The following is a 20,280-nucleotide window of genomic DNA, read 5'->3' as shown; positions in this document are numbered from 1 at the left end:
GGATTGAGCCGTGTCCGCTGATTCGCGCACCACAGCCCCGACCTTCGGTCGGCTGACAGCGCCAGCGGCATGGCAGACGGTGGACTTGATCTCGGACCTGCACCTCCAGGCCTCAGAGCCGGCCACTTTCGAAGCCTGGCGCCACTACATGGCGAGTACGCCGGCCGATGCGGTGCTGATTCTGGGTGACCTGTTCGAGGTTTGGGTGGGCGACGATGCCGCCGAAACTGACCCCTTTTTGCAGCGCTGCGCGCAGGTCTTGCGCCAAAGCGCGCAGCGATTGCATGTGGCCTTCCTGCCCGGCAACCGGGACTTTTTGGTGGGGCCGCGCTTCTTGACCAATTGCGGCGTGCACGCCTTGAGCGACCCCTGCTTGCTGCTCTTGGGCGAGCAACGCATTTTGCTGAGCCACGGGGATGCGCTGTGCCTGGAGGACCGCCCCTACCAAGCCTTTCGCAAGCAGGTGCGCAGTGCCGACTGGCAAGCTGAATTTTTGGCCAAACCCCTGCACGAACGCCAGGCCCTGGCCCGCGCCATGCGCACGCAAAGCGAATCCCAAAAACAAAGCAGCGCCGTTTATGCCGATGCCGACTCGGACATGGCTTTGAATTGGTTGAACGCCGCCGGGGCCGATCGCCTGGTGCATGGCCACACCCACCAGCCCGCCGACCACCCATTGGGCTCAGGGCAAAGGCATGTGCTGAGCGACTGGTCGCTGGACCACGCGCCGCACAGAGCCCAAGTGTTCAGGCTGCAGCGCGGTGGTGATGACACCCGTTTGGACCTGACGCCAACCACCCACAACACGTTGTAGGTCGCCACCTTCAGGTCCGACCTGCGCACAGAGGTTGCGCCAACGCGAGGGCATGGCTGTCGCACAGCCCAATCCGCTTGCGGGGGTGCCCACAAGCGGTGCTGGACTCAAGTACGCAACAAGTTCTTCAGCACGTTTTGCAAGCGTCTTGCGGTGGGTTCGTCGTGCGGACCCGACAGGACTTGAGCCACATCGAGTGCCCAGGTTTCATTCGGGCCAGGTTGATTGCGCTGGGTCAGCAACTGCAACTGCAAAGCGCGGCGTTCAATCAGATGGTCAGCGGGCGTCGGCACATCGGCCGCCATCTCCAAACGCAACAAGGCGGTGGCTCCAGCGGTTTTGGGCTCGGCGCTCACGGCTTGTACCCAGGCTTGGCGGGTGGTGGCGTTGACGCCTTTGCCCAGCTCTTGCACTGTCGGCAAGGCCTCGGCCTGGCGCGCTTGCCAAGCCGTCATCACACGGCCAAGGGTTTCGCCATGCGCTTGTGCTGCCAGCTTGCGCAGGGACATTTCGGCCCGCTCCATGGCTTCGCGTTGGGCGCGGAAAGCCGCATCTCCCAGGCGCGGGCCGCGGTCTTCACGCGGTCCACGGTCGCCAAAACGATCACCACCGCGTTCAGCACCTCGGTCACCAAAGCGGCCGGCACCTGGACCCCGGTCGCCACCGGGGCGCGCCCCGCGCTCGCCAGGGCGACCATCGCGGCCGACAGGCCCTTCGGCACGCTTTTGGCCGGGCCGGTCGTCGCCACGCACCGCCACCACGGGTTTGGCGGGCTTGGGTACGACCACGGGCGGCGCAGGCTCTTCTGGGAGCACGCTGTCCGAATCGGGCGCGGCTTGCGCCGCTTCGGCAGTTGCCGTGTCGCTGGCTTGTTCATCTGCCGGAGCCGCTGTGGTTGCGTCGGCAGCAGCTGAGGCCCCATCACTTTGTGCCTGCGCCACCGCTTGAGGGGGCACCACAGCCGCCGTGCTGGAAGTGGGTGCACCAACGGGTGACTGGGCTGCTTGCGCCTGCAAGGCTTGCCCACGCAAGGCAGCGTCAAGCGCGGCCATGGCAGCGCGGATTTTGGCCGCATCGCCACTGGCGTTGGCCAAATCCAAGGCTTTGGAGGCATCCAGGACCGCACGATCGTGGGCACTGACAGGACCTGTGGACTGAGGGCGGTCTGTGCCTTTGCGTTGGAAGGCATCGTCCAGCGGGGCGCGGAACACTTCCCAGAGTTTTTGTTCGGTCTTGCGGTCCAGCGGCACCGACTGGGCCTCCACTTGCCAGCGTTGCTGCAAGGCTTTGACGGCGTCGACACGCAAGGCCGGTGCTGCGCCCACATCAACGGCTTCGTTGATCAGCGCCTGGCGGCGCTCAATGCTGGCTTTTTGTGCCGCTTCGAGGCGGGCTGCGGCGGCTTTGAAAATGCCTTTCCACTGGCCCTGCATTTCGCCAAAGGCCTTCTCGCTCAGGTGGCCGGCATTGCGCCAACGGTCGGCAAATTGGTGCAGTGCGCGCAACTGGGCACGCCAGTCCTCGCTTTGGGCATGCTCTGCGGTCCAGGCCTTGACCTCGTCCATCAGCGTCACGCGCTGGGCACGCTGTTCGGCCGAGTCTTTTTTCATTTGCTCCAGCCAGGCCAGCACGGCTTTGTAGGCCTCATTGCAAGCGGCATCAAAACGCTTCCACAGCGCGTGGTTGGGCAGGCCGCCCTGGTCAATTTGCTTCCAGCTGTCGCGCAGATGGCGCAGCTTGTCCTGCATTTTTCGGCCACCCACGGTGGGGGCTTTGTTGGCATCGAGCAGGGCTTCGGCTTGCGTGACCAGGTCGGTGCGCACCTGATCGGCCAGCCAGCGTTGCCAGCCTTCGGCATCGCCGCCGGCCGTCAATGACTTGTGCAGGCGCTCGTCCAGACTGGTGTCCAACTGCTTGCCGTGAGTTTTGAGCACGTTGCGCAAGGCGACGGTGGCCTCGGCAGGCGGCGTTTCCTGGGCTTCGGTGAGTCGCTTTTCCAGCAGCTCCAAAGCTTGGGTCACAGCCAGCATGGCTTGCTCTCGCAGGGCCTGGCGCTGGGCGGGGTCGATTTTGGGTTTGACCGCTTTTTCGGCTTGCTCTGTTTTGGCGGGTTTGGCTGATTCGGCTGCAGCAGCGACCTGTTGCGAGGATTCGCCACGCAAGCGGCGGATCTCGTCGGCCCACACGGGCACGGGGGGCAAAGCGGTTGTGACGTCGGTTTGGGCTATCTCAGCCAAAGTCGCTGCGGCCGAAAAACCGTCCCAAACCGCCTGCAGCTGCTTGCCCGCAGCGTCCAATTGAGGGGGGTATTTCAGCTCCACGCTGGGCCAGACGCTGCTCTGCGTCAGGGCCTGGGCCTGGTTTTGCCACTGCGCCACATCGGCCTCTAGGCCGGTTTGACCACCCAAGGCCTCGGCCAGCGATTTGGTGGACAGGACCTCAATGCGCTGGGCCAGCAACACCGCCGCTTCGCGCTGCACCATGACCTGGTGTTGCAGGTCCTCCACGCCCTTGACCACTTCGGTCAAGCGATGTTTGAGGCCCGCCAAGGGTTCGCGGGACAGCGGCGCTCCGGCTTTGGCGGCATCTCGCTGCCAGGCCAGCGCATCGGCCATGTTCAGACGCGGCGCTTGCAGCAACTGCTCGGCTTTTTGGGCCCATTCGGTGGCCAAGGCTTCCTGGCCATGCAGGCGCTTGAGCTCGTCGAGTTTTTCTTTGAGCAGTTTGGCCACGCCCTTGTCGCGACCCGACAGTTCACGGTAGACCTCGGCCATCAAATCACCAGAAGGCTCGGTGAGCAACCAATCGCGCAAGCGGGCACTGCGCTCGCCAGAAGTAGGGGCATTGAAAATGCCGGCCGTCAAGGGATCGAGGGCGGCGATGTCAAAAGGCTTGGAAGAAGTCACAGTTAAAACTTTAAAAGCACGGTGTTGCCAAATGGGCATACAGGCAGAAACGGCGGCACTTGAATCGACAAGTGCGCCACGCAGGCGTGAAGTTGCTATTTTCGCTGTTATTTGGGCTGGACTGCCTGTTGGCCTGTTTTCGGACGAAATCTCTGATGAATTACAGACACAGAAGATTGTTTTATTATATTTTTAAATGTTTTTAATGTTTTATATACTTGACCGGTTATGAAAAATTCCTAAAATTCGCCCCACTTGCTGACCATCAGGGATAACCCGACACCACTGCCGTCACCGGCTCAACCCGCAAAAGTGCTGGTCGCATCTTGCGGCTTGCCTACCCCAAACCTTCAAGAGCCTCTGGCACATGCTACCGGTTCTTGCAATGAGAGAAAGTGCGATGACACCGACTTTGTCTTGGCCCCACCTCAAACAGGCCATGTCGACTGTGGCCTTCGATGTGCGAGAAGGCTTCGTGGAAATCACCCGGCACAGTCTGGCTGTGATTGGCTTGGCCGTGGTGTGTATAGCGTTGACACTTTTGGCACGCCCCGGTTTGCAACAGCAGGCCAGCGAAACACTGATGGGCTGGCTCGAGCTGCGCCAAGTGGAGCAAACTGCAATTGTGGAATCGCCAACGCCCACAGCAGCAGCCCGATCAACCGCCGCGCCAATGCAGGACCTGAGCAGCGATCAAGTGGCTGTGACCCGTTGGCTCAGCAGCAAATACAAAGTCTCTCAAGAGCCCTTGGCGGCCTTGGTTTCGGAAGCCTGGTCTTTGGGTGAGCGCAGCCAGATCGCCCCCACCTTGATCCTGGCCGTGATGGCCATCGAGTCCCGCTTCAATCCTTTTGCCTCTGGCAACCAAGGGGGCTTGGGTCTGATGAAAATTGAACCAGAAGTCCACAGCAGCGCACTGTCATCTTTTGGCGGCCGCCTGGCTGCCTTTGACCCACTGACCAATCTTCGGGTAGGCACACGCCTGCTGCAGGGCTTGATCCACGATACAGGGACGCTCGAAGCTGCGCTGCGCCAATATGCACTTGCTTCCGGACAAGGCAACAACGACCAGTATGTGGACCGTGTGCTGGCCGAGCAAAAGTTGCTCGACAACATCAGCAAGGGCCAAAAAACCGCCTTGTCCAACAAAAACAACGGGGGCTTGCCCAAATTCCCGCAAGCCCAACTGTGATTGCATGGCCCGGACTGCGCAACAGGCTGGGCTACACTTACTGGGTGCGCAACTGGCGATAGGAGCTTGTTTTGACTGCAAAACAGGGCACTCTGACGTGGAGCGTGGTGACCCAAGTCGCTGCCGAACCACTGGGAAGCGCACAGCCTGACCGCTTATCTTGCATGGCGGGCCAGGTTTTAAGCCGTTCGCCTGGGCAGCCCTTGTCAATGAACCGCCGGTTCGGGTCAAGGTCACCGCCATCCAAAGGACTGCCATGTACCACCGCAACCACCTGATTGAACAAACAGACCCCGAAATTTTCGCCGCCATCCATGCCGAAAACGCCCGCCAAGAGCACCACATTGAGCTGATCGCAAGCGAAAACTACGCCTCGCCCGCCGTCATGGCCGCACAAGGCAGCCAACTCACCAACAAATACGCCGAAGGCTACCCGGGCAAGCGCTACTACGGTGGTTGCGAGCATGTGGACGTGGCCGAGCAGTTGGCCATTGACCGCATCAAACAAATTTTTGGTGCCGAAGCCGCCAACGTGCAGCCGCACTGCGGCGCGTCGGCCAACGAGGCCGTGTTCTTGGCCTTCCTCAAGCCCGGCGACACCATCATGGGCATGAGCCTGGCCGAAGGCGGTCACCTGACGCACGGCATGCCGCTGAACATGTCGGGCAAATGGTTCAACGTCGTCTCCTACGGCCTGGACGCCAACGAAGCCATCGACTACGAGGCCATGGAAGCCAAGGCGCGCGAAACCAAACCCAAGCTGATCATCGCGGGGGCTTCGGCCTACAGCCTGCACATCGACTGGGCCCGCTTTGCCAAGGTGGCCAAAGAAGTTGGCGCCATCTTTTTGGTCGACATGGCCCATTACGCCGGTCTGATCGCCGCAGGCGTTTACCCCAACCCCGTGCCGCACGCCGACGTGGTCACCTCGACCACCCACAAGAGCTTGCGCGGCCCGCGCGGCGGCATCATCTTGATGAAGGCCGAGCACGAAAAAGCCATCAACAGCGCCATCTTCCCTGGCCTGCAAGGCGGCCCGCTGATGCATGTGATCGCAGCCAAGGCCGTGGCCTTCAAGGAAGCCCTGGCACCTGAGTTCAAGGCCTACCAAGCCCAAGTGATCAAGAACGCGCAAATCATCGCCGACACCTTGACCCAACGCGGCCTTCGCATCGTCAGTGGTGGCACCCAGAGCCACGTCATGCTGGTGGACCTGCGCGCCAAAGGCATCACCGGCAAAATGGCCGAAGCCGCATTGGGCAGCGCGCACATGACCATCAACAAGAACGCCATCCCCAACGACCCTGAAAAACCGTTTGTTACCAGCGGCGTGCGCATCGGCACCCCGGCCATGACCACCCGCGGCTTCAAGGACGAAGAAGCCCGCGCCACCGCTCACTTGATTGCCGACGTGCTGGACAACCCGCTCGACGAAGCCAACTTGGCCGCTGTGCGTGCCAAGGTGCACGCGCTGACCAGCCGCTTCCCGGTCTACGGCTGATCGGCCCACGCGATGAAATGCCCGTTTTGCAGCCACCTTGAAACCCAAGTGGTGGAGACCCGTTTGGCCGAAGACGGGGATTTCATTCGGCGTCGCCGCCAATGTGGCGCGTGTGAAAAACGCTTCACCACTTACGAAAAACCGGAGGTCAACTTTCCGGCCATCGTCAAGAAAGACGGCAGGCGCATCGATTACCAACGCGAAAAACTGCGCGCCAGCCTCAACTTGGCTTTGCGCAAACGGCCCGTCAGCACCGAACAGGTCGACGGAGCCATCGAGCGGATCGAAGAAAAGCTTCTCAACTTGGGCATTCGCGAAGTGGCCTCAAACCGCATTGGTGAGCTGGTCATGCGCGAGTTGAAAAAACTCGACAAAGTGGCCTATGTGCGCTTTGCCAGCGTGTACCGCAACTTTGAAGACATCGACGCGTTCAAGACGCTGGTCGACGAAGTGCAGCGTTAACAAACCGCCCCACGCCAGCGCTGGTGCGCAGGTTCAAAAATTGCCCTGCACTTGGGCGTGAGCCATGCTTTCAAGCCCTGGTTCTAAGCCTTTGCACTGCCCTCAGCAATTCGCACCTTCCTCGCGATCGGCTTTTTCCAGTCGGGGCTTGCCCACCGCGTTGACCACCACCCGCCAAACATGGGCTTGCTCTGCCCCACACAGGGTCACGGTGCCCGCCTGAAAAGCACCCGATGTGCTTTGGCTGCGACCTTGCGGGCCGTAAGAGATGTAGCGGTCTACCGTGGCATTGCCTTGCAGCGTCAAAAAGCCAGGCAACGCCTCTTTCAACTGCAAGACGGTCTCAGCCGCCTCGCGACGACCGCTGTCGTTGCCGTCGACAAACACCACCCAGCCTTGCGACCAAGATCCGGCCAGCGCGCAGTCCTCTCCCGCACCAACTGCGGACGCACGCACACACAGGGTCACCCGCTGCTGGCGCCGCATGGCCTCAGAACGCGCCAGCAGCAAGCTGGCCTGCAATTGCTCCGCATGGCTTTGCATCTGGTGCTTTTGCCGCAAGCCTTGAAGGCCAGGGGCCGCCAATGACAGCAGCACCGCCAGCAGGGCCAGCACCACCAGCGCTTCGATCAACGTAAATCCCCGGTTGCGCATGACCTGCCCTCCTGTTTGATCCGTGAAAACCTGCAGCCGCTTGGTCTTGCCCAAACACCCGTTCGTTTCGGCTGTACAAGTCATTATTAAGTATTCACAATATCAATCTTCTAACAGGAGAGGGACATGAAGACGCCCGCAAGCCGCCCAACCACGGGTGCTGCCGCCCAGTCCTCGGGCTGGACCTTGAGTGAACTGCTGGTCAGCCTGGCCTTGGTGGCCGTTCTGGCGGCCGTGGCCTTGCCCGCGTTTCAGGGGCAGCAGCGCCAGGCCCGGCGCAGCGATGCACAAAGCGCCTTGCAGCAACTGCAACTGACCCAAGCCCGCTGGCGTGGCTCCCAAAGCAGCCATGCCAGCGATTTGGCCAACTTGGGTTGGGCCAGCGACTTGTCCCCTGGCGGTCATTACCGCGTCGCGATCGAAGACGCCAACAGCGAGGGTTACACCTTGATCGCCACACCCACCGGAGCGCAAGCGCGCGACAGCGCCTGCGCCCCCATGCGCCTGCAACTGCGGCACTTGGCCACCGTGGTGCTCAGCAGCGGAACCGATCTTGCGGGCGATCCAGGTCGCTGCTGGCGGCAATGAGTTGATCATGCCAACACGGTGCAGCGCGAACACCTTCGCAACCAGCGCGCAACAAGGCGAAACCCTGGTGGGCTTGTTGGTGGGTCTGAGCGTGGGATTGGTCGTGCTCGCCGCAGGCAGCCAGATGTTGGCGAAGTACCTGCAAGCGCATCGACTGGCCTTGCAAGACAGCCATGTGCACCACGACCTGCGATCGGCGCTGGACACCCTCACCCGGGAGTTGCGCCAAGCGCAATCGCTTGGACAAGCTTGGCGTGGGCGTGTCCAAGCCGATTGCGCAGACGCTTTTTGCACCGGCCAAGCCGACTTGCTGGTGCAAGGTCAGCGCATCAGCTTTGGTCAGGACCGCAACCTCAACGGGCTGTTGGACAACAACGAATGTTCAGGCTTTCGAGTGAAGAACCATGAGCTGCAGATCCGCACGGCCTGCGTACCCGAAGTCTGGACCGATTTGACGGACGCAGGCAGCCTGAAAATGACCAGCTTAGCTTGGCAGGTGCACTGCGAAAAACGCGGGCGCTGGGTGGCGCGTTGGGTCACGGTGCAGCTGAGTGCACAGTGGCCGCGCGACGCCACACGCACTTTGAGTCTGTCGCAAACTGTGTCGCTGCGCAACGACGTGCCCGCCTCGCCTTGGCCTGCCGTTTGTGGAGCCGCCCCGTGATACAGCAAAGCCAACTGCGCACCCCAAGCAGCCCGTCGATGCCCAAGGATCAAGGCGGTGCCATCAGCTTGCTGGTGGCGATCAGCTTGGGGCTGCTGGCCAGTCTGGCCAGTTTTTACAGCGCCCGCAGCGTGCTGATGGACCGGCTGGCCAGTCACAACCAAAGCCAGGCCGCGCAGGCGCGGCTGGCAGCCGAAGCGGCCTTGGCCTGGGCACGGGCCGAGTTACAGCGGCAATACGCGACCCACCCGACGCCCCCCGTCTGGGGCGCTGGCCCGACCCGCTCGCCCTGCCCTGCGGCCTACAACGGGCCGCGCTGGCAGTGCGCCACCCTGCAGCCGCCTGCACACCCGAGCTTGCCCGATGCCCAAGCGCAGGTGTTGGCCGTGCGCGACCTGATCAGCTCGCCCCATGTGGTCCAATTGCTGGCCAGCGCCAAACTGAACGAGGGCACAAGCCAAGCACGCGTCCAGGCTCAGATTTTCATACCTGCCGTGGCACCGGCCCCACCCCAGCCCATCACGGCGGCGGTGGTGCTCCAAGGCTGCGCTTCTGCAGCAAAGGGTGCGACACAAGTGGCGACCCCCCACATGGCGGCCAGCGTTTGCCCCAGCAGCAGCACCAGTAATAGCAGCACCGCCTGCACCGCCTCCGCCTGGGTCAGCGTGCTGGGCGACATCACCCCCGAACAAATCAGCGCTTGGTCTGAGGCACAGGCAAGCCATGGCCTGCACGCCTTGAGCCAACCCGCACGCAGCGTCTACTGGGTGGACAGCTCCACCACCTGGAGCCAAAGCCTGGGCACCCCAGAGGCCCCGGTGCTGCTGGTGTTTTCGGGTCAGGCCTGTGCCCAACGTTGCCCGTCCCTCGCCCCGGGTGTGCGTGTGGTGGGCACCGTGGTCCTGCAAACCCAATGTCAGGACGACAAGGCCCGGGCCTGGCACGCCGGTCACATCCAAGGACAACTGGTGGTCGAGTCGGGCTTGCCCGAGCTGCAAAGCGGCAGCCGCATCGAGGCCCGCGAACTCACCGCAAGCCCTCACCGACTGCCCTGGCCCCCCGGCATAGACGCACGACAGGTGCAGCGTGTGCCTGGCAGCTGGCGCGAGGGTGGCACGTGAAAACCCCACCCTGCCAACGCCCCCCTCCAAACGGGCCACCCCACAGCCATTCAAGAGCCACAGCGCAAGGCATGGCATTGATCGAGGCGCTGGTGGCCTCGGCGGTGCTGGGCATTGGGCTGGCCGCTGCCACGCGCCTGACCCTGCACACCCTGCTCACGGCCAGCGACACCCGCCAACACACCTTGGCCATCGCTCTGGCCCTGGATGCCATGGACTGCCACCAGTCGGGCCGCACAGGCTGCGCCTTGCAAGCCTCCACCACGGTGCAAGGCACGACCTACCACCTGCAAAGCCAGGTGCAAACGCGCCCCGGTTTGGCCTTGGAGGATCTGCAGGTGCGCGTGCAGTGGCCCACCGTGGGACCGGCAATGCGGCTGACGGGTGGCGGCTTTGGTGGGGACTCGCCCAGTCAGGCCCAGCCGCGCATGGGCGAACTCACCCTGCACAGCAGCCGCGATGCGGTGCCCGCTTGGCTTGGCGTATCCTTGCCATGATTTGCTGCACCCGTCTTTCGCCGTGACCCTTTCGAAACCGACTCCCCAAGCCATGAACTTGGCCCTGAACCTGGCCCGCCAGGCCCTGTGGTTGACTTCACCCAACCCGCGTGTCGGTTGTGTGATCACCGCCGCCGACGGCACGGTACTGGGCCAAGGCCACACCCAGCGTGCAGGTGGCCCTCATGCCGAAATCATGGCGCTGCGCGATGCCGCCGCACGCGGGCACAGCGTCCAAGGTGCCACCGCTTGGGTGACGCTGGAGCCTTGCGCCCACCAGGGCCGCACTGGACCTTGCTGCGACGCGCTGGCTGCGGCGGGTATCGGCCGGGTGGTGGCGGCCCTGACCGATCCCAACCCCCAAGTGGCGGGCCAGGGCATGGCGCGGCTGGCCGCAGCGGGTGTGCAGACTGACATCTTGGACGCGCAGGACGACATCGCCGTTCAGGCGCGTGAGCTGAACATCGGTTTTTTCAGCCGGATGGCACGCGGCCTGCCCTGGGTGCGCATGAAGGTGGCCGCCTCTTTGGACGGACAAACCGCCCTGCAAAACGGCCAAAGCCGGTGGATCACCGGCCCCGAAGCCCGCGCCGACGGCCACGCCTGGCGTGCCCGGGCCTGCGCCATCCTGACCGGCATCGGCACCGTGCTCGAAGACGACCCTTTGCTCAATGTGCGCGGCGTGGACACTCCGCGCCAGCCGCACTTGGTGGTGGTGGACAGCCGCCTGGACATGCCGCTGAGCGCCCAACTGCTGGACACGCAAGGCGCAGGCCATCAAGCTCGGCAAATCTGGGTTTACACGGCAGTTGACCCTTCCAACTCAGAGCTGGCAGAAAAACGCACCGCCCTGAGCGCACGCGGCGTCAACGTGATCGACATGCCCAGCCCCGGCGGCAAAGTCGATCTGGCGGCGATGTTGCGAGACCTGGCCCGGCGCGAGATCAACGAGTTGCATCTGGAAGCCGGGCACAAGCTCAACGGCTCGTTCATCCGCGAAGGGCTGGTGGACGAGTTTTTGGTCTACCTGGCCCCACAGCTGCTGGGGCCCGGCCAAGGGATGGCCAATTTGCCTGCGCTCACCACCCTGAGTGGCGCTGTGCAGCTGGCTTTTCATGCGGTGGATAGCGTGGGGCCGGATTTGCGCTTACTGCTGCGCAAAAGCGCGCAATGTCGGGGCTAAAGCCGCCGACCTACAAATACCCTAGATCCCGTAGGTGGGCAGCTTCAGCGCCGACATCACTGGCACCGCCCCAAATCCGTTTAAAAGCTCAGCGTCTTCACTCCGGAAGATGTCCCCAACAGGCACACCTGCGCTTTTTGCAGCGCAAACACACCGACCGTGACCACGCCAGGCCACTGACTGACTTGCGTTTCGAAAGCCACCGGGTCGGTGATCTTCAGACCTTTCACGTCGATGATGTGCTGCCCGTTGTCGGTGACCAAGGGCTGGCCGTCTTTGAGGCGCACAGCGGCATGGCCGCCCATGGCCGCAAACTGGCGCATCACGCGGGCAGTCGCCATGGGGATCACTTCAACGGGCAATGGGAACGCTCCCAAAGCGTCGACCAGCTTGCTCTCGTCGGCAATGCAGACAAACTGCTGGGACTGGGCCGCCACGATTTTTTCGCGGGTCAAGGCCGCACCACCGCCTTTGACCATGTGGCCCTGGTGGTCGATCTCGTCAGCGCCGTCGATGTAAACCGACAGGCGTTCGACGTCGTTGCTGTCAAACACCGGGATGCCCAGGGCCTTCAGGCGCACGGTGGAAGCCTCGGAGCTGGACACCGCGCCCTGGATCTGGTCTTTCATCGTGGCCAGGGCGTCGATGAATTTGTTCACCGTGGAGCCGGTGCCCACGCCAACGATCTCCCCGGGAACAACGTATTTCAGGGCGGCATGGCCCACAAGGGCTTTGAGTTCGTCTTGGGTCATGAAAGGGGCTCGGTTGAACAGGCAAAAAGGCGGGCCAGGGTTTGCGACAATCGGAGCCACCGATAACCACGCCCCCTGCACCAGCCCGGAATTATCCAATGTCCCTGATCCCCTACGCCTTCGCCCGCCCCTTTTTATTCAAAATGGACCCCGAGGCGGCCCACGACCTGACCATCGAAGGCTTGGCCCGTACCCAAAACACCCCGCTCGACTGCGCTTACCGCCAGCCCTTTGTGGCACAACCCATCACGCTGGCCGGTCTGCAGTTCCCCAACCGCGTCGGCATGGCTGCGGGCCTGGACAAAAATGCCCGATGCATCGATGGATTGGGCGCCATGGGCTTCGGTTTTGTCGAAGTCGGCACCGTGACGCCCAAAGCGCAGCCCGGCAACCCCAAACCCCGCATGTTCCGCCTGCCCGAGGCCAACGCACTGATCAACCGTCTGGGCTTCAACAACGACGGCTTGGATGCTTTCATTGCCAACGTCAAGCGCTCCAAGTTCCGCCAGCAAGGCCGCCTGCTGGGCCTGAACATCGGCAAGAACGCCGCCACGCCCATTGAAAACGCCACCGACGACTATCTGATCGCGCTGGCCGGCGTGTACCCGCACGCCGACTACGTGACGGTGAACATTTCCAGCCCCAACACCCAAAACCTGCGCGCTCTGCAAAGCGACGAAGCGCTGGATGGCCTGCTGGGCGGGCTCGCAGCGCGGCGCGAAGAACTGACCGCCGAACACGGCCGACGCGTGCCCATGTTCCTGAAAATCGCCCCCGATCTGGACGAGACCCAAGTGGACGTGATTGCCGCCACGCTGCAAAAGCACGGCATGGACGGCGTGATCGCCACCAACACCACGCTGGCGCGTGACGCCGTCAGCGGCCTGCCCCATGCCGAAGAAATGGGGGGCCTGTCAGGTTCGCCCGTGATGCGAGGCAGCAACCGCGTGATCCGTCAATTGCGCACCGCCTTGGGCAAAAACTTCCCCATCATTGGCGTGGGCGGCATTCTGAGCGGGCACGACGCGATTTCAAAAATCGAAGCCGGGGCCGACGTGGTGCAGATCTACACCGGCCTCATCTACAAAGGCCCGGCGCTGGTCACCGAAGTGGCGAGTGCGTTGCAGCAGATGAAGCATTGATCACAGAGGGTGTAGTGAGTGTCGTTTCAAACGACATTTCGCAGATGTCCTTCTGTCTTGCGTGTAGCCGTCGCAGTACATCCACTGCCTTGTGTTTGGCAATCAGCCAGCGTCCGCCCGTTTTTCCATCCACCCACACACGCAGATAACGCACACCATCCTTTGTGCGCCACTCCAAATCTCGCCAGCAGATGCCCATTGCTTCTGTGCCGTGCCGCATACCCGTGTAGAGCAGCATCTCAATGTAGTCACGCAACAAGGGGCGTATCTCGCGCTCTACTGACAGCCTGCCTTGCTGGCTCCAAGCAGGCATGAACGCCAGCAACTGCTCAATCTCTTGCTCTGTGAAAGCTGGACGGGTTTTGCTCTTTTCACCCTTGCTGGTCAGTCGAGGCGACAGCTACGACAACGCGCTATATGAGGCCGAGTTGATACACCGTCTGGCGCCCTGGAAATCCAGGGAGTCCGTGAAACTGGCTACGCTGCAATGGGTGCACTGGTTCAGCAAGATCCCACTGCTTGAACCCAATGGGCACATCCCACCTGCCGAAGCTGAGGCAAACTGCTGGAGGTAACTCGCCCAACAGGCCGAGACTGCCAGCTCAAATTAAATGACCAGCGCCCTTGAAACCGGGTGCGATTCATTTTCGCGATACAGTTGTTGAGTACATATTTGTCTGGAGGTCCTATGGTCCGTCGTTTTTTTCTATTCGTTTCGGTCTTGTTCGGCTTTTTTTTGCTTACAGCGTGCGGAGGCTCTACGAACAACCCTGCGACATTAACGCCGACTTTTGGAACTCCATCATCAACGCACGATGGCTTCACTGTCCAAATCACCAACTATGACACCACTTACACCTACTCAGGAACTGCAACATCGTCAGGTACAGTTACTGTCAGTGGCACTGGTTTAGTCACAGTCACTGGTCTAGCAACCAACACAAATTCCACAGCAACGATTACAACTACAAAAACTGGTGCAATCAATGGTTCTGCATCAGTTACCGCAACCTCATTACTTCCTAGGGTTGCTTATGTAGCCAACACTGACGACGACACTGTATCAGTCATTGCTACTGTCAATAACACAGTGACGGCAACAATTCCAGTTGGCAGATTACCCATCGGATTGGTCATTTCACCCGATGGCAGCAAGGTCTACGTTTCCAACCAGCTTGACAACACTGTTTCAGTTATTGCTACTGCAACTAACACAGTGACGGCAACAATTCCAGTTGGCAGCTCACCCGCTGGCTTGGTCATTTCACCCGATGGCAGTAAGCTCTATGTTTCCAACTTTGCCGACAACACTGTTTCAGTCATTGCCACTACGACCAACACAAGCTCAGCAACAATTTCAGTTGGCTCTTTACCTTCCAGATTGGCAATTTCGCCCGATGGCAGTAAGCTCTATGTTTCCAACCTTGCCGACAACACTGTTTCAGTCATTACCACTACGACCAACACAAGCTCAGCACCAATTTCAGTTGGCAATTCCCCAGATGCAATAGCAGTCACACCGGATGGCAGCAAGGTCTATGTTTCCAACTCTGGCGACCACACTGTTTCAGCCATTGATACTGCTACTAACACAGTGACAACAATTCAAGTTGGCATCTCACCCATCGGATTGGTCATTTCACCCGATGGCAGCAAGGTCTATGTTTCCAACTCTAGCGACAACACTGTTTCAGTCATTGCTACTGCAACTAACACAGTGACGGCAACAATTCCAGTTGGCTCTTTGCCTTCCATATTGGCAATTTCGCCCGATGGCAGCAAGGTCTATGTTTCCAACTCCGGCGATAAAACTGTTGCAGTCATTACCACTACGACAAACACAATCTCAGCAACAATTCCAGTTGGCTCCAACCCTTATGCAATTGCGATCAGCCCTTGAAAAATTTCACTTGTAGCAACTAAAGATCTGACTCGTATTAGATTGGAGGGTGTACGGCATTTTGTGTAAACGGGGCTGCGATCAGTCCTTGGGCATCCTGCCTTCGAACTGAATGGTAAACCGGGTCAATGCGGCTTTCCAATCTCTGAGCGGCATCGTCCACTTCTTGCTGATGTTGTTCAGCGCCAGGTAGAACAACTTCAGCAATGCCTCATCGCTGGGGAACGAGCCCCGGCTCTTGGTCACCTTGCGCAGGCTCATGTTCACCGACTCGATGGCCTTGGTCGTGTAAATGATCCGCCGAATCTCCGGCGGATATTCAAAGAACGGCACGATCCGCTCCCAATTGCTGCGCCATGATTTCACAATGGCCGGGTAGTCAGCGCCCCATTTTTCTTCGAATTCCTGCAGCCGCAGCACGGCCGCATCCGCGGTTGCGGCGCTGTAGATGGTCTTCAAGTTTGCGGCCACCACTTTGCGCATCTCCCAGCTCACATAGTTCAGGCTGTGGCGCACCATGTGCGCCAGACACAGCTGTCATGTCGTCAAAGCCCGTCCAGCGGGTCTGGTGCATGGGCACGATCTGAGGCTCAAAGCTGGCATGGCGGTCACGGGGGACGTCGATGGGCAGATCGCCAAAGTCTCCTTTGAGGGCCTTTTTGCTTTTGCCGTTGCAGGCGTTGCCAGCGGCGTTGGCCAAGCTGGCGTTCTTGGTGTGGCCCATGTGCTCTGTCATCTCGGCCTCCAAGGCACGCTCGACCGGGCGCTGGGTTCTTTTAGCCAGTGAGCAGCTGGTCGATCAATTCGTGGCTTGCGGTCATGGTTCATCTTTCTGGATGTTCGGCAGTTTCCTGCCATTTGACCTTTTACACAAATTTAGGACACCCTCATTTCAAGAGGTCTTCACCAAATTACCTTGCCCGGCGCCGCTGAGAAGACCAGCCCCTGAGCCGCCGAACCAAGGCACTGGCAGTGGCACTGGCAGCTTGGACAGTGAATTTACTGTTGCATTCACACTCCAAAAATGGTTATTTCAATGAAATGTCAGCCATTCACTGGGTTGTAACTATTTCTTCTGTAAGATAAACCTTAATGAATTAAAATTTCATTAAATTTGAAACTTTTAAAATTAATTGGTGGTTTCATTTATGAATTCCTCACAGGGTTTTCGCTCATGCCTTCCGTCCGAATTTGATTCAGGGCTTTTGCTCTTGTCGCCCCATCACTTGCGGTTTCTGCCGGACTTTTTTTCGTCATTGGGTGGCATCCAGTCCATCGCCATCATCGCGCTCCTGTGCGTGAGCCCATTGAGCAGGGCCGAGCCCGACAAGCTCACACAACCTGTGTACATCTTGAAAATGCGGCCGGCGCCAGCGAAACCAGGGGATTCCGCCCCCACAGAGCAAGGCGGCGAGAAGCTGGAAAGATCCCCCGCGATGAAGTTGATTCTGAACCGTCTTTTGAGTCTCCAACATCCCGAGCCAGCGGCCAAACCTGCCCCTGAAGTCCACATGCTGAAATTGGCGCCGAATCCCACCCCCCTGCCTCGGCCCAGCGACCCGCCGGACTTGGAACGCCCCCCAACAACAGCACCCAAGCTCTTTGCCTATGAAATTCTGGCCACCGATGAATCCCTGTTTTTAGCGCTGCGCCGCTGGACGACCACGCAGGGCGTGCAGTTGATCTGGGATGCGGGCAAAGATTTTCCAGCGCGCAACACGGCCTACCCCGCCAAAAACCTGCATGACGCCATTGAAATGGTCATGGCCGACACCGAGCGCTCCAGTTACCCGCTGCATGCGTGTTCCTACGCCAACCGAGTCATCCGCATTCTTCATGTCTCTCATGCATGCCAAAGGTTTTGAAATTGCCCCATTCAGCCCAGTTGTGTCTGAGCATCCTGTGCTCAGGGCTTCTCAGTGGGTGCGCCGTCACGCCGGCTGAAGTGACAAAAACCAAAGACAAGGTCAATCAAGAAGCTGAACAAGCTGTGCGAGCGGGCAAAACGCAAATGCAACGCGAAGCCAAGATGACCTACATCAAGGGCAACTACTTGGGCGATAAGCCCATCGATTTGCCTTACGCCGCCGGTTTACCGAGTTCATTTTTTGAAACCATTTCTTTGCAGTCCAGGGGCGTGGGTTTCGGCTCCGTCGCGCAAGCGGCGCGCAATATTTATCTGGCTACGGGCATCCCGGTACGCATCAACCCTGATGTCGAGTTGGTCCCCATGCCGGCTGCCGGGGGGCAAGGTGCGGGGGCAGCCGCTGCGCCAGCGCCAACCTCCAAAGACGCCAACGAGCCCCCGACCGCCAGCGTGGTGCCCATAAATAACCGCTTGCAAGTTCGGTTGGACTTTACGGGCACGCTGCACGCTTATGTCAAAGAGGTGGCCAATGCCGCTGGCGTGGAGTGGGAATACAAAGACGGCGCCATCTATTTTTATCGCCTGCTCACCAAAACCTTCAATCTGTCCAACATCAGTCCTGGCGATGTCGACTTGAACGACACCATGTCCAAGGGAGGGCAGGCCAGCACAGGTCAAACTGGCGCGGCCAACAGCGGCTCCACGGGCAGCTTCAGCAGCAATGCGTCGGTGGGTATCCGGGTCGCGTATTCGTTTTGGAAATCACTCAAGCCGATGTTGGAGTCGGCCAGCAGCTCTTTGGGCAAAGTCACCATGAACGAATCCACCGGCGTGGTCACGGTGACAGACACGCGCGACGCCCTGAACAAAATAGAGCGAATCATCCAAAACGAGACCTCGGTATTGGGTCAACAGGTCATCATTGACGTGCGCATTTTGCGCGTCAATTTGGACAAAACCTCCGAAGCTGGCTTTGACCTGAGCAGCGTGTACAAAGTGCTCAGCGCCGACGGCATCGACAACTCCGGTTTCAACGTCACCGCTCCAGCCACCCGCACCACCTCGCTGGCAGGCAATTTGACCTTTAGCATGAACAATCCGCTGTCCCGCTTCAATGGCAGCAAATTCGTCGTCCAAGGCCTCAATCAATTTGGCACCGTTGTAGGCGACAGCAGCACATCGGTCATCACAACCAACCGCGTGCCGGCCATGACGGGCTCCTTCAAAACGGTGGGCTTCTTGGCCCAAACCGTCTCAGTGCCCAGCACCGTGGCGGGGGGCACCAGCACACCGGGCCTTTTGCCCGGCTCCATCACCACGGGTTCGTTCTTGCGCATCTTGCCCACCATCCGCGAAAACAACACCATCTTGATCAATATGTCAGTGGACATTTCCGATCTCGTGGACATTGGCTCGGCCAGCACAGGATCTGGCAGCTCCTTACAACAAATTCAGTGGGCCAACACCACAGGCACCAAATCCATTGGCAACCTGTTGCTCAACCAAGAAGAGTCTATGGTGATCGTGGGCTCGAGTGGCGAGAACGCCACCGCGCGCACCAACAACGGCATTGGCGGCGCATCCACCTCGGTAGCGAACACCCAAAGCCTGTTTGTGGTGATCGTGACACCACGCATTCTCAAAAGCCTGTAAACGCATACGCGACATGGAACTCCTAACTTGGCCCCATAAAAAAGAGGTGCTTGTCAGCAATTTGCACTGGCAGGTGCTGGACCCTTTTGCCAACAAGTTGCTGATTCACGAGCAGGTCAATCAAATGATTACCGAAGGCTACCGCTATTTTTTGCAATACAAAAATGGGGCCGACGTCAACATGGGCATCACCAGCAGCATCGCGCACGAAGCCCTGAAAAAATACCGCGTCTACAGCGTGGCGGCCCAAATGGCGACGCACCCTCGGTTCAAGCGCACCACCACCTTGGCGCTGTTGCGCATCGAGCACACCGAGGAGCCCATGGCCTATGCCATCGGCTTGGTCGATGGCAACGTGGTCATGGACGAACAACTGGCCATCACCGACATAGCGACCCACTACGTCAAATTTGTGGGCCTGTGCGAAAGCAGTGGTCGGCACTTTGTCACCCACGGCGACATCGCACCCGAAGGCATGCGTCTGGATCACCCGTTCACCCTGACCGAATTGGTTGAAGGCGGTAAAGGCAAAAAAATCAAACTGGGAACACTGAAAAACGACAAAAAAACCTTGCTCGCTCTTTCTGCAGCCATCGCTCTGGTGGCAATTCTTCTGCTTTTTTGGGCCTGGGACTGGTACCAGCTCAACCAAAAAAAACTGGAAGACCAATTCAGTAGCGCCTTAAAAGCACCAGCCTACCTCTATGACACCTCGATCAAAACGTTTTTGGTGCAAGACTACCTGCTGGTGCCCATGGTCGTTGAGCCCATCAACGATCTGTTGCGCCAACTCCCGGTCCAAGTCGAGGGCTGGACCTTGAGCGGCATCAACTGCACCCTGGCCCAATGTCAGCTGACCTGGCAGTCCATCGGCGGCACCTTTGAAGACTTTCGCCGTGCAGCGCCCACAGAATGGGGCAAGTTGTCTATCGGCGGCACAGATAAAACGCCCCTGGGCGATCTGAAAACCTTGCAACACGGCTTAAAGCTGTCCTTGAAGCCGGAAAAATTACCCCCGCCGTCCTCATGGCCCAGCCGCGATGATTTTGTGTTTCAGATGGGCGTGCATATGCAAAAACTCAAAGCCCTGAAATGGACCCTGCAACTGAGCACTGCGACGCAACAAGCCATCCCTCCCGGGCTCACCGCGCTACAAGTGAGCGACCACCCCAACGCCATTTATGCCTTGCCTTGGAGTGTGGCGGCGGTTGACTGGTCCTTGACCCGCGACATCTTTGCCACTTTGGGCAGCCACTTCACGCTGGACAAATTCAGTTTTCAAATCGATGAACGTTTGGATACGGTGACTTTCAGCGCTTCAGGTATGGCTTATGTGCGCAAATAAATGGGCCCTGTTCACAGCCTGGGTGTGCCTGCAAGCCTG

Annotated in this window: 18 protein-coding genes, 2 pseudogenes and 1 riboswitch; of the genes and pseudogenes, 15 read left to right on the top strand and 5 right to left on the bottom strand. The window is 59.8% G+C overall.

The window, feature by feature from the left end; genetic code table 11:
- The first annotated feature begins 10 nt into the window (after positions 1 to 10).
- Entirely contained in the window at positions 11 to 814 is an 804-nt protein-coding gene (locus Q0O99_RS14085; RefSeq protein ID WP_293752611.1) for a UDP-2,3-diacylglucosamine diphosphatase, read from the top strand.
- A gap of 107 nt (positions 815 to 921) precedes the next feature.
- On the opposite strand, the gene Q0O99_RS14080 is transcribed toward Q0O99_RS14085, so the two are convergent.
- Complete coding sequence (locus Q0O99_RS14080; RefSeq protein ID WP_367185251.1) at positions 922 to 3,759, bottom strand: DUF349 domain-containing protein; 2,838 nt, start codon at positions 3,757 to 3,759, stop codon at positions 922 to 924.
- Positions 3,760 to 4,159: 400 nt separating this feature from the next.
- On the opposite strand from Q0O99_RS14080, the gene Q0O99_RS14075 reads away from it, so the two are divergent.
- The 3 genes from Q0O99_RS14075 to nrdR all read left to right on the top strand — a co-directional run bounded on the left by Q0O99_RS14075 (position 4,160) and on the right by nrdR (position 6,875).
- Positions 4,160 to 4,912: a transglycosylase SLT domain-containing protein gene (locus tag Q0O99_RS14075; protein WP_293752609.1), complete on the top strand. Its 753-nt coding sequence runs from the start codon at positions 4,160 to 4,162 to the stop codon at positions 4,910 to 4,912.
- A 38-nt stretch (positions 4,913 to 4,950) separates the two neighbouring features.
- Positions 4,951 to 5,117, top strand: a riboswitch (ZMP/ZTP riboswitch).
- A gap of 51 nt (positions 5,118 to 5,168) precedes the next feature.
- Positions 5,169 to 6,413, top strand: coding sequence for a serine hydroxymethyltransferase (glyA, locus tag Q0O99_RS14070; protein ID WP_293752608.1), 1,245 nt, complete (start codon positions 5,169 to 5,171; stop codon positions 6,411 to 6,413).
- Positions 6,414 to 6,425: 12 nt separating this feature from the next.
- Positions 6,426 to 6,875, top strand: coding sequence for a transcriptional regulator NrdR (gene nrdR / locus Q0O99_RS14065; protein WP_293752607.1), 450 nt, complete (start codon positions 6,426 to 6,428; stop codon positions 6,873 to 6,875).
- Positions 6,876 to 6,977: 102 nt separating this feature from the next.
- Here the strand turns inward: nrdR and Q0O99_RS14060 are convergent, their stop codons facing one another.
- Complete coding sequence (locus tag Q0O99_RS14060) at positions 6,978 to 7,529, bottom strand: GspH/FimT family protein (protein ID WP_293752606.1); 552 nt, start codon at positions 7,527 to 7,529, stop codon at positions 6,978 to 6,980.
- A gap of 126 nt (positions 7,530 to 7,655) precedes the next feature.
- On the opposite strand from Q0O99_RS14060, the gene Q0O99_RS14055 reads away from it, so the two are divergent.
- From Q0O99_RS14055 to ribD, 5 genes are all read left to right on the top strand, one after another.
- Positions 7,656 to 8,117: a type IV pilin protein gene (locus Q0O99_RS14055; RefSeq protein ID WP_293752605.1), complete on the top strand. Its 462-nt coding sequence runs from the start codon at positions 7,656 to 7,658 to the stop codon at positions 8,115 to 8,117.
- 7 nt (positions 8,118 to 8,124) lie between these two features.
- Positions 8,125 to 8,781, top strand: a complete 657-nt coding sequence (locus Q0O99_RS14050) for a hypothetical protein (RefSeq protein ID WP_293752604.1) — start codon at positions 8,125 to 8,127, stop codon at positions 8,779 to 8,781.
- Complete coding sequence (locus Q0O99_RS14045) at positions 8,778 to 9,902, top strand: hypothetical protein (RefSeq protein ID WP_293752603.1); 1,125 nt, start codon at positions 8,778 to 8,780, stop codon at positions 9,900 to 9,902. Before Q0O99_RS14050 ends, Q0O99_RS14045 begins: the two co-directional genes overlap by 4 nt.
- A gap of 71 nt (positions 9,903 to 9,973) precedes the next feature.
- The gene (locus tag Q0O99_RS14040) at positions 9,974 to 10,399 is read left to right on the top strand and encodes a hypothetical protein (protein WP_293752602.1); all 426 of its coding nucleotides are present in this window, start codon (positions 9,974 to 9,976) and stop codon (positions 10,397 to 10,399) included.
- Between the two features lie 52 nt (positions 10,400 to 10,451).
- Positions 10,452 to 11,582, top strand: a complete 1,131-nt coding sequence (gene ribD / locus Q0O99_RS14035; RefSeq protein ID WP_293752600.1) for a bifunctional diaminohydroxyphosphoribosylaminopyrimidine deaminase/5-amino-6-(5-phosphoribosylamino)uracil reductase RibD — start codon at positions 10,452 to 10,454, stop codon at positions 11,580 to 11,582.
- A gap of 80 nt (positions 11,583 to 11,662) precedes the next feature.
- Here ribD and rpiA read toward each other — a convergent pair whose 3' ends face one another.
- Positions 11,663 to 12,334 (bottom strand): ribose-5-phosphate isomerase RpiA, encoded by a 672-nt coding sequence (rpiA, locus tag Q0O99_RS14030; protein WP_293752598.1) that lies wholly within the window; start codon positions 12,332 to 12,334, stop codon positions 11,663 to 11,665.
- 98 nt (positions 12,335 to 12,432) lie between these two features.
- On the opposite strand from rpiA, the gene Q0O99_RS14025 reads away from it, so the two are divergent.
- Positions 12,433 to 13,476, top strand: a complete 1,044-nt coding sequence (locus Q0O99_RS14025) for a quinone-dependent dihydroorotate dehydrogenase (protein WP_293752596.1) — start codon at positions 12,433 to 12,435, stop codon at positions 13,474 to 13,476.
- Here Q0O99_RS14025 and Q0O99_RS14020 read toward each other — a convergent pair.
- Complete coding sequence (locus Q0O99_RS14020) at positions 13,436 to 13,789, bottom strand: hypothetical protein (RefSeq protein ID WP_293752594.1); 354 nt, start codon at positions 13,787 to 13,789, stop codon at positions 13,436 to 13,438. The genes Q0O99_RS14025 and Q0O99_RS14020 overlap by 41 nt on opposite strands.
- Positions 13,790 to 13,850: 61 nt before the next feature.
- On the opposite strand from Q0O99_RS14020, the pseudogene Q0O99_RS14015 reads away from it, so the two are divergent.
- Both Q0O99_RS14015 and Q0O99_RS14010 read left to right on the top strand, forming a co-directional pair.
- Positions 13,851 to 14,051 (top strand): annotated as a pseudogene (locus Q0O99_RS14015) (IS3 family transposase); the annotation flags it as partial.
- A 113-nt stretch (positions 14,052 to 14,164) separates the two neighbouring features.
- Positions 14,165 to 15,376, top strand: coding sequence for a beta-propeller fold lactonase family protein (locus Q0O99_RS14010; protein WP_293752592.1), 1,212 nt, complete (start codon positions 14,165 to 14,167; stop codon positions 15,374 to 15,376).
- 81 nt (positions 15,377 to 15,457) lie between these two features.
- On the opposite strand, the pseudogene Q0O99_RS14005 reads toward Q0O99_RS14010, so the two are convergent.
- Positions 15,458 to 16,197: pseudogene (locus Q0O99_RS14005) on the bottom strand (transposase).
- Positions 16,198 to 16,812: 615 nt separating this feature from the next.
- Between Q0O99_RS14005 and Q0O99_RS14000 the strand changes: the two are divergent.
- The 3 genes from Q0O99_RS14000 (at position 16,813) to Q0O99_RS13990 (ending at position 20,241) form a co-directional block, all read left to right on the top strand.
- On the top strand, positions 16,813 to 17,241 hold the full coding sequence (locus Q0O99_RS14000) for a TcpQ domain-containing protein (RefSeq protein ID WP_293752590.1): 429 nt from the start codon (positions 16,813 to 16,815) through the stop codon (positions 17,239 to 17,241).
- 80 nt (positions 17,242 to 17,321) lie between these two features.
- Positions 17,322 to 18,896 carry a hypothetical protein gene (locus Q0O99_RS13995; RefSeq protein WP_293752588.1) on the top strand — a complete coding sequence of 525 codons (1,575 nt, stop codon included), beginning with the start codon at positions 17,322 to 17,324 and terminating at the stop codon, positions 18,894 to 18,896.
- Between the two features lie 13 nt (positions 18,897 to 18,909).
- Positions 18,910 to 20,241, top strand: a complete 1,332-nt coding sequence (locus Q0O99_RS13990; RefSeq protein ID WP_293752586.1) for a hypothetical protein — start codon at positions 18,910 to 18,912, stop codon at positions 20,239 to 20,241.
- Positions 20,242 to 20,280: the final 39 nt, after the last annotated feature.

It is taken from the genome of Limnohabitans sp. Rim8, assembly GCF_945901735.1.
GTDB lineage: Bacteria > Pseudomonadota > Gammaproteobacteria > Burkholderiales > Burkholderiaceae_C > Limnohabitans_A.
Note: the sequence above shows the minus strand (reverse complement) of the source record. Positions and strands in the feature narration are given on the sequence as shown.

What these genes read in the sequence shown, in the direction of transcription:
- Q0O99_RS14080 (WP_367185251.1), bottom strand. Translation starts at nt 3,759, where the DNA reads ATGCCCATTTGGCAACACCGTGCTTTTAAAGTTTTAACTGTGACTTCT.
- Q0O99_RS14075 (WP_293752609.1), top strand. Translation starts at nt 4,160, where the DNA reads ATGTCGACTGTGGCCTTCGATGTGCGAGAAGGCTTCGTGGAAATCACC.
- glyA (WP_293752608.1), top strand. Translation starts at nt 5,169, where the DNA reads ATGTACCACCGCAACCACCTGATTGAACAAACAGACCCCGAAATTTTC.
- nrdR (WP_293752607.1), top strand. Translation starts at nt 6,426, where the DNA reads ATGAAATGCCCGTTTTGCAGCCACCTTGAAACCCAAGTGGTGGAGACC.
- Q0O99_RS14060 (WP_293752606.1), bottom strand. Translation starts at nt 7,529, where the DNA reads ATGCGCAACCGGGGATTTACGTTGATCGAAGCGCTGGTGGTGCTGGCC.
- Q0O99_RS14055 (WP_293752605.1), top strand. Translation starts at nt 7,656, where the DNA reads ATGAAGACGCCCGCAAGCCGCCCAACCACGGGTGCTGCCGCCCAGTCC.
- Q0O99_RS14050 (WP_293752604.1), top strand. Translation starts at nt 8,125, where the DNA reads ATGCCAACACGGTGCAGCGCGAACACCTTCGCAACCAGCGCGCAACAA.
- Q0O99_RS14040 (WP_293752602.1), top strand. Translation starts at nt 9,974, where the DNA reads ATGGCATTGATCGAGGCGCTGGTGGCCTCGGCGGTGCTGGGCATTGGG.
- ribD (WP_293752600.1), top strand. Translation starts at nt 10,452, where the DNA reads ATGAACTTGGCCCTGAACCTGGCCCGCCAGGCCCTGTGGTTGACTTCA.
- rpiA (WP_293752598.1), bottom strand. Translation starts at nt 12,334, where the DNA reads ATGACCCAAGACGAACTCAAAGCCCTTGTGGGCCATGCCGCCCTGAAA.
- Q0O99_RS14025 (WP_293752596.1), top strand. Translation starts at nt 12,433, where the DNA reads ATGTCCCTGATCCCCTACGCCTTCGCCCGCCCCTTTTTATTCAAAATG.
- Q0O99_RS14020 (WP_293752594.1), bottom strand. Translation starts at nt 13,789, where the DNA reads ATGCCTGCTTGGAGCCAGCAAGGCAGGCTGTCAGTAGAGCGCGAGATA.
- Q0O99_RS14010 (WP_293752592.1), top strand. Translation starts at nt 14,165, where the DNA reads ATGGTCCGTCGTTTTTTTCTATTCGTTTCGGTCTTGTTCGGCTTTTTT.
- Q0O99_RS14000 (WP_293752590.1), top strand. Translation starts at nt 16,813, where the DNA reads ATGAAGTTGATTCTGAACCGTCTTTTGAGTCTCCAACATCCCGAGCCA.
- Q0O99_RS13990 (WP_293752586.1), top strand. Translation starts at nt 18,910, where the DNA reads ATGGAACTCCTAACTTGGCCCCATAAAAAAGAGGTGCTTGTCAGCAAT.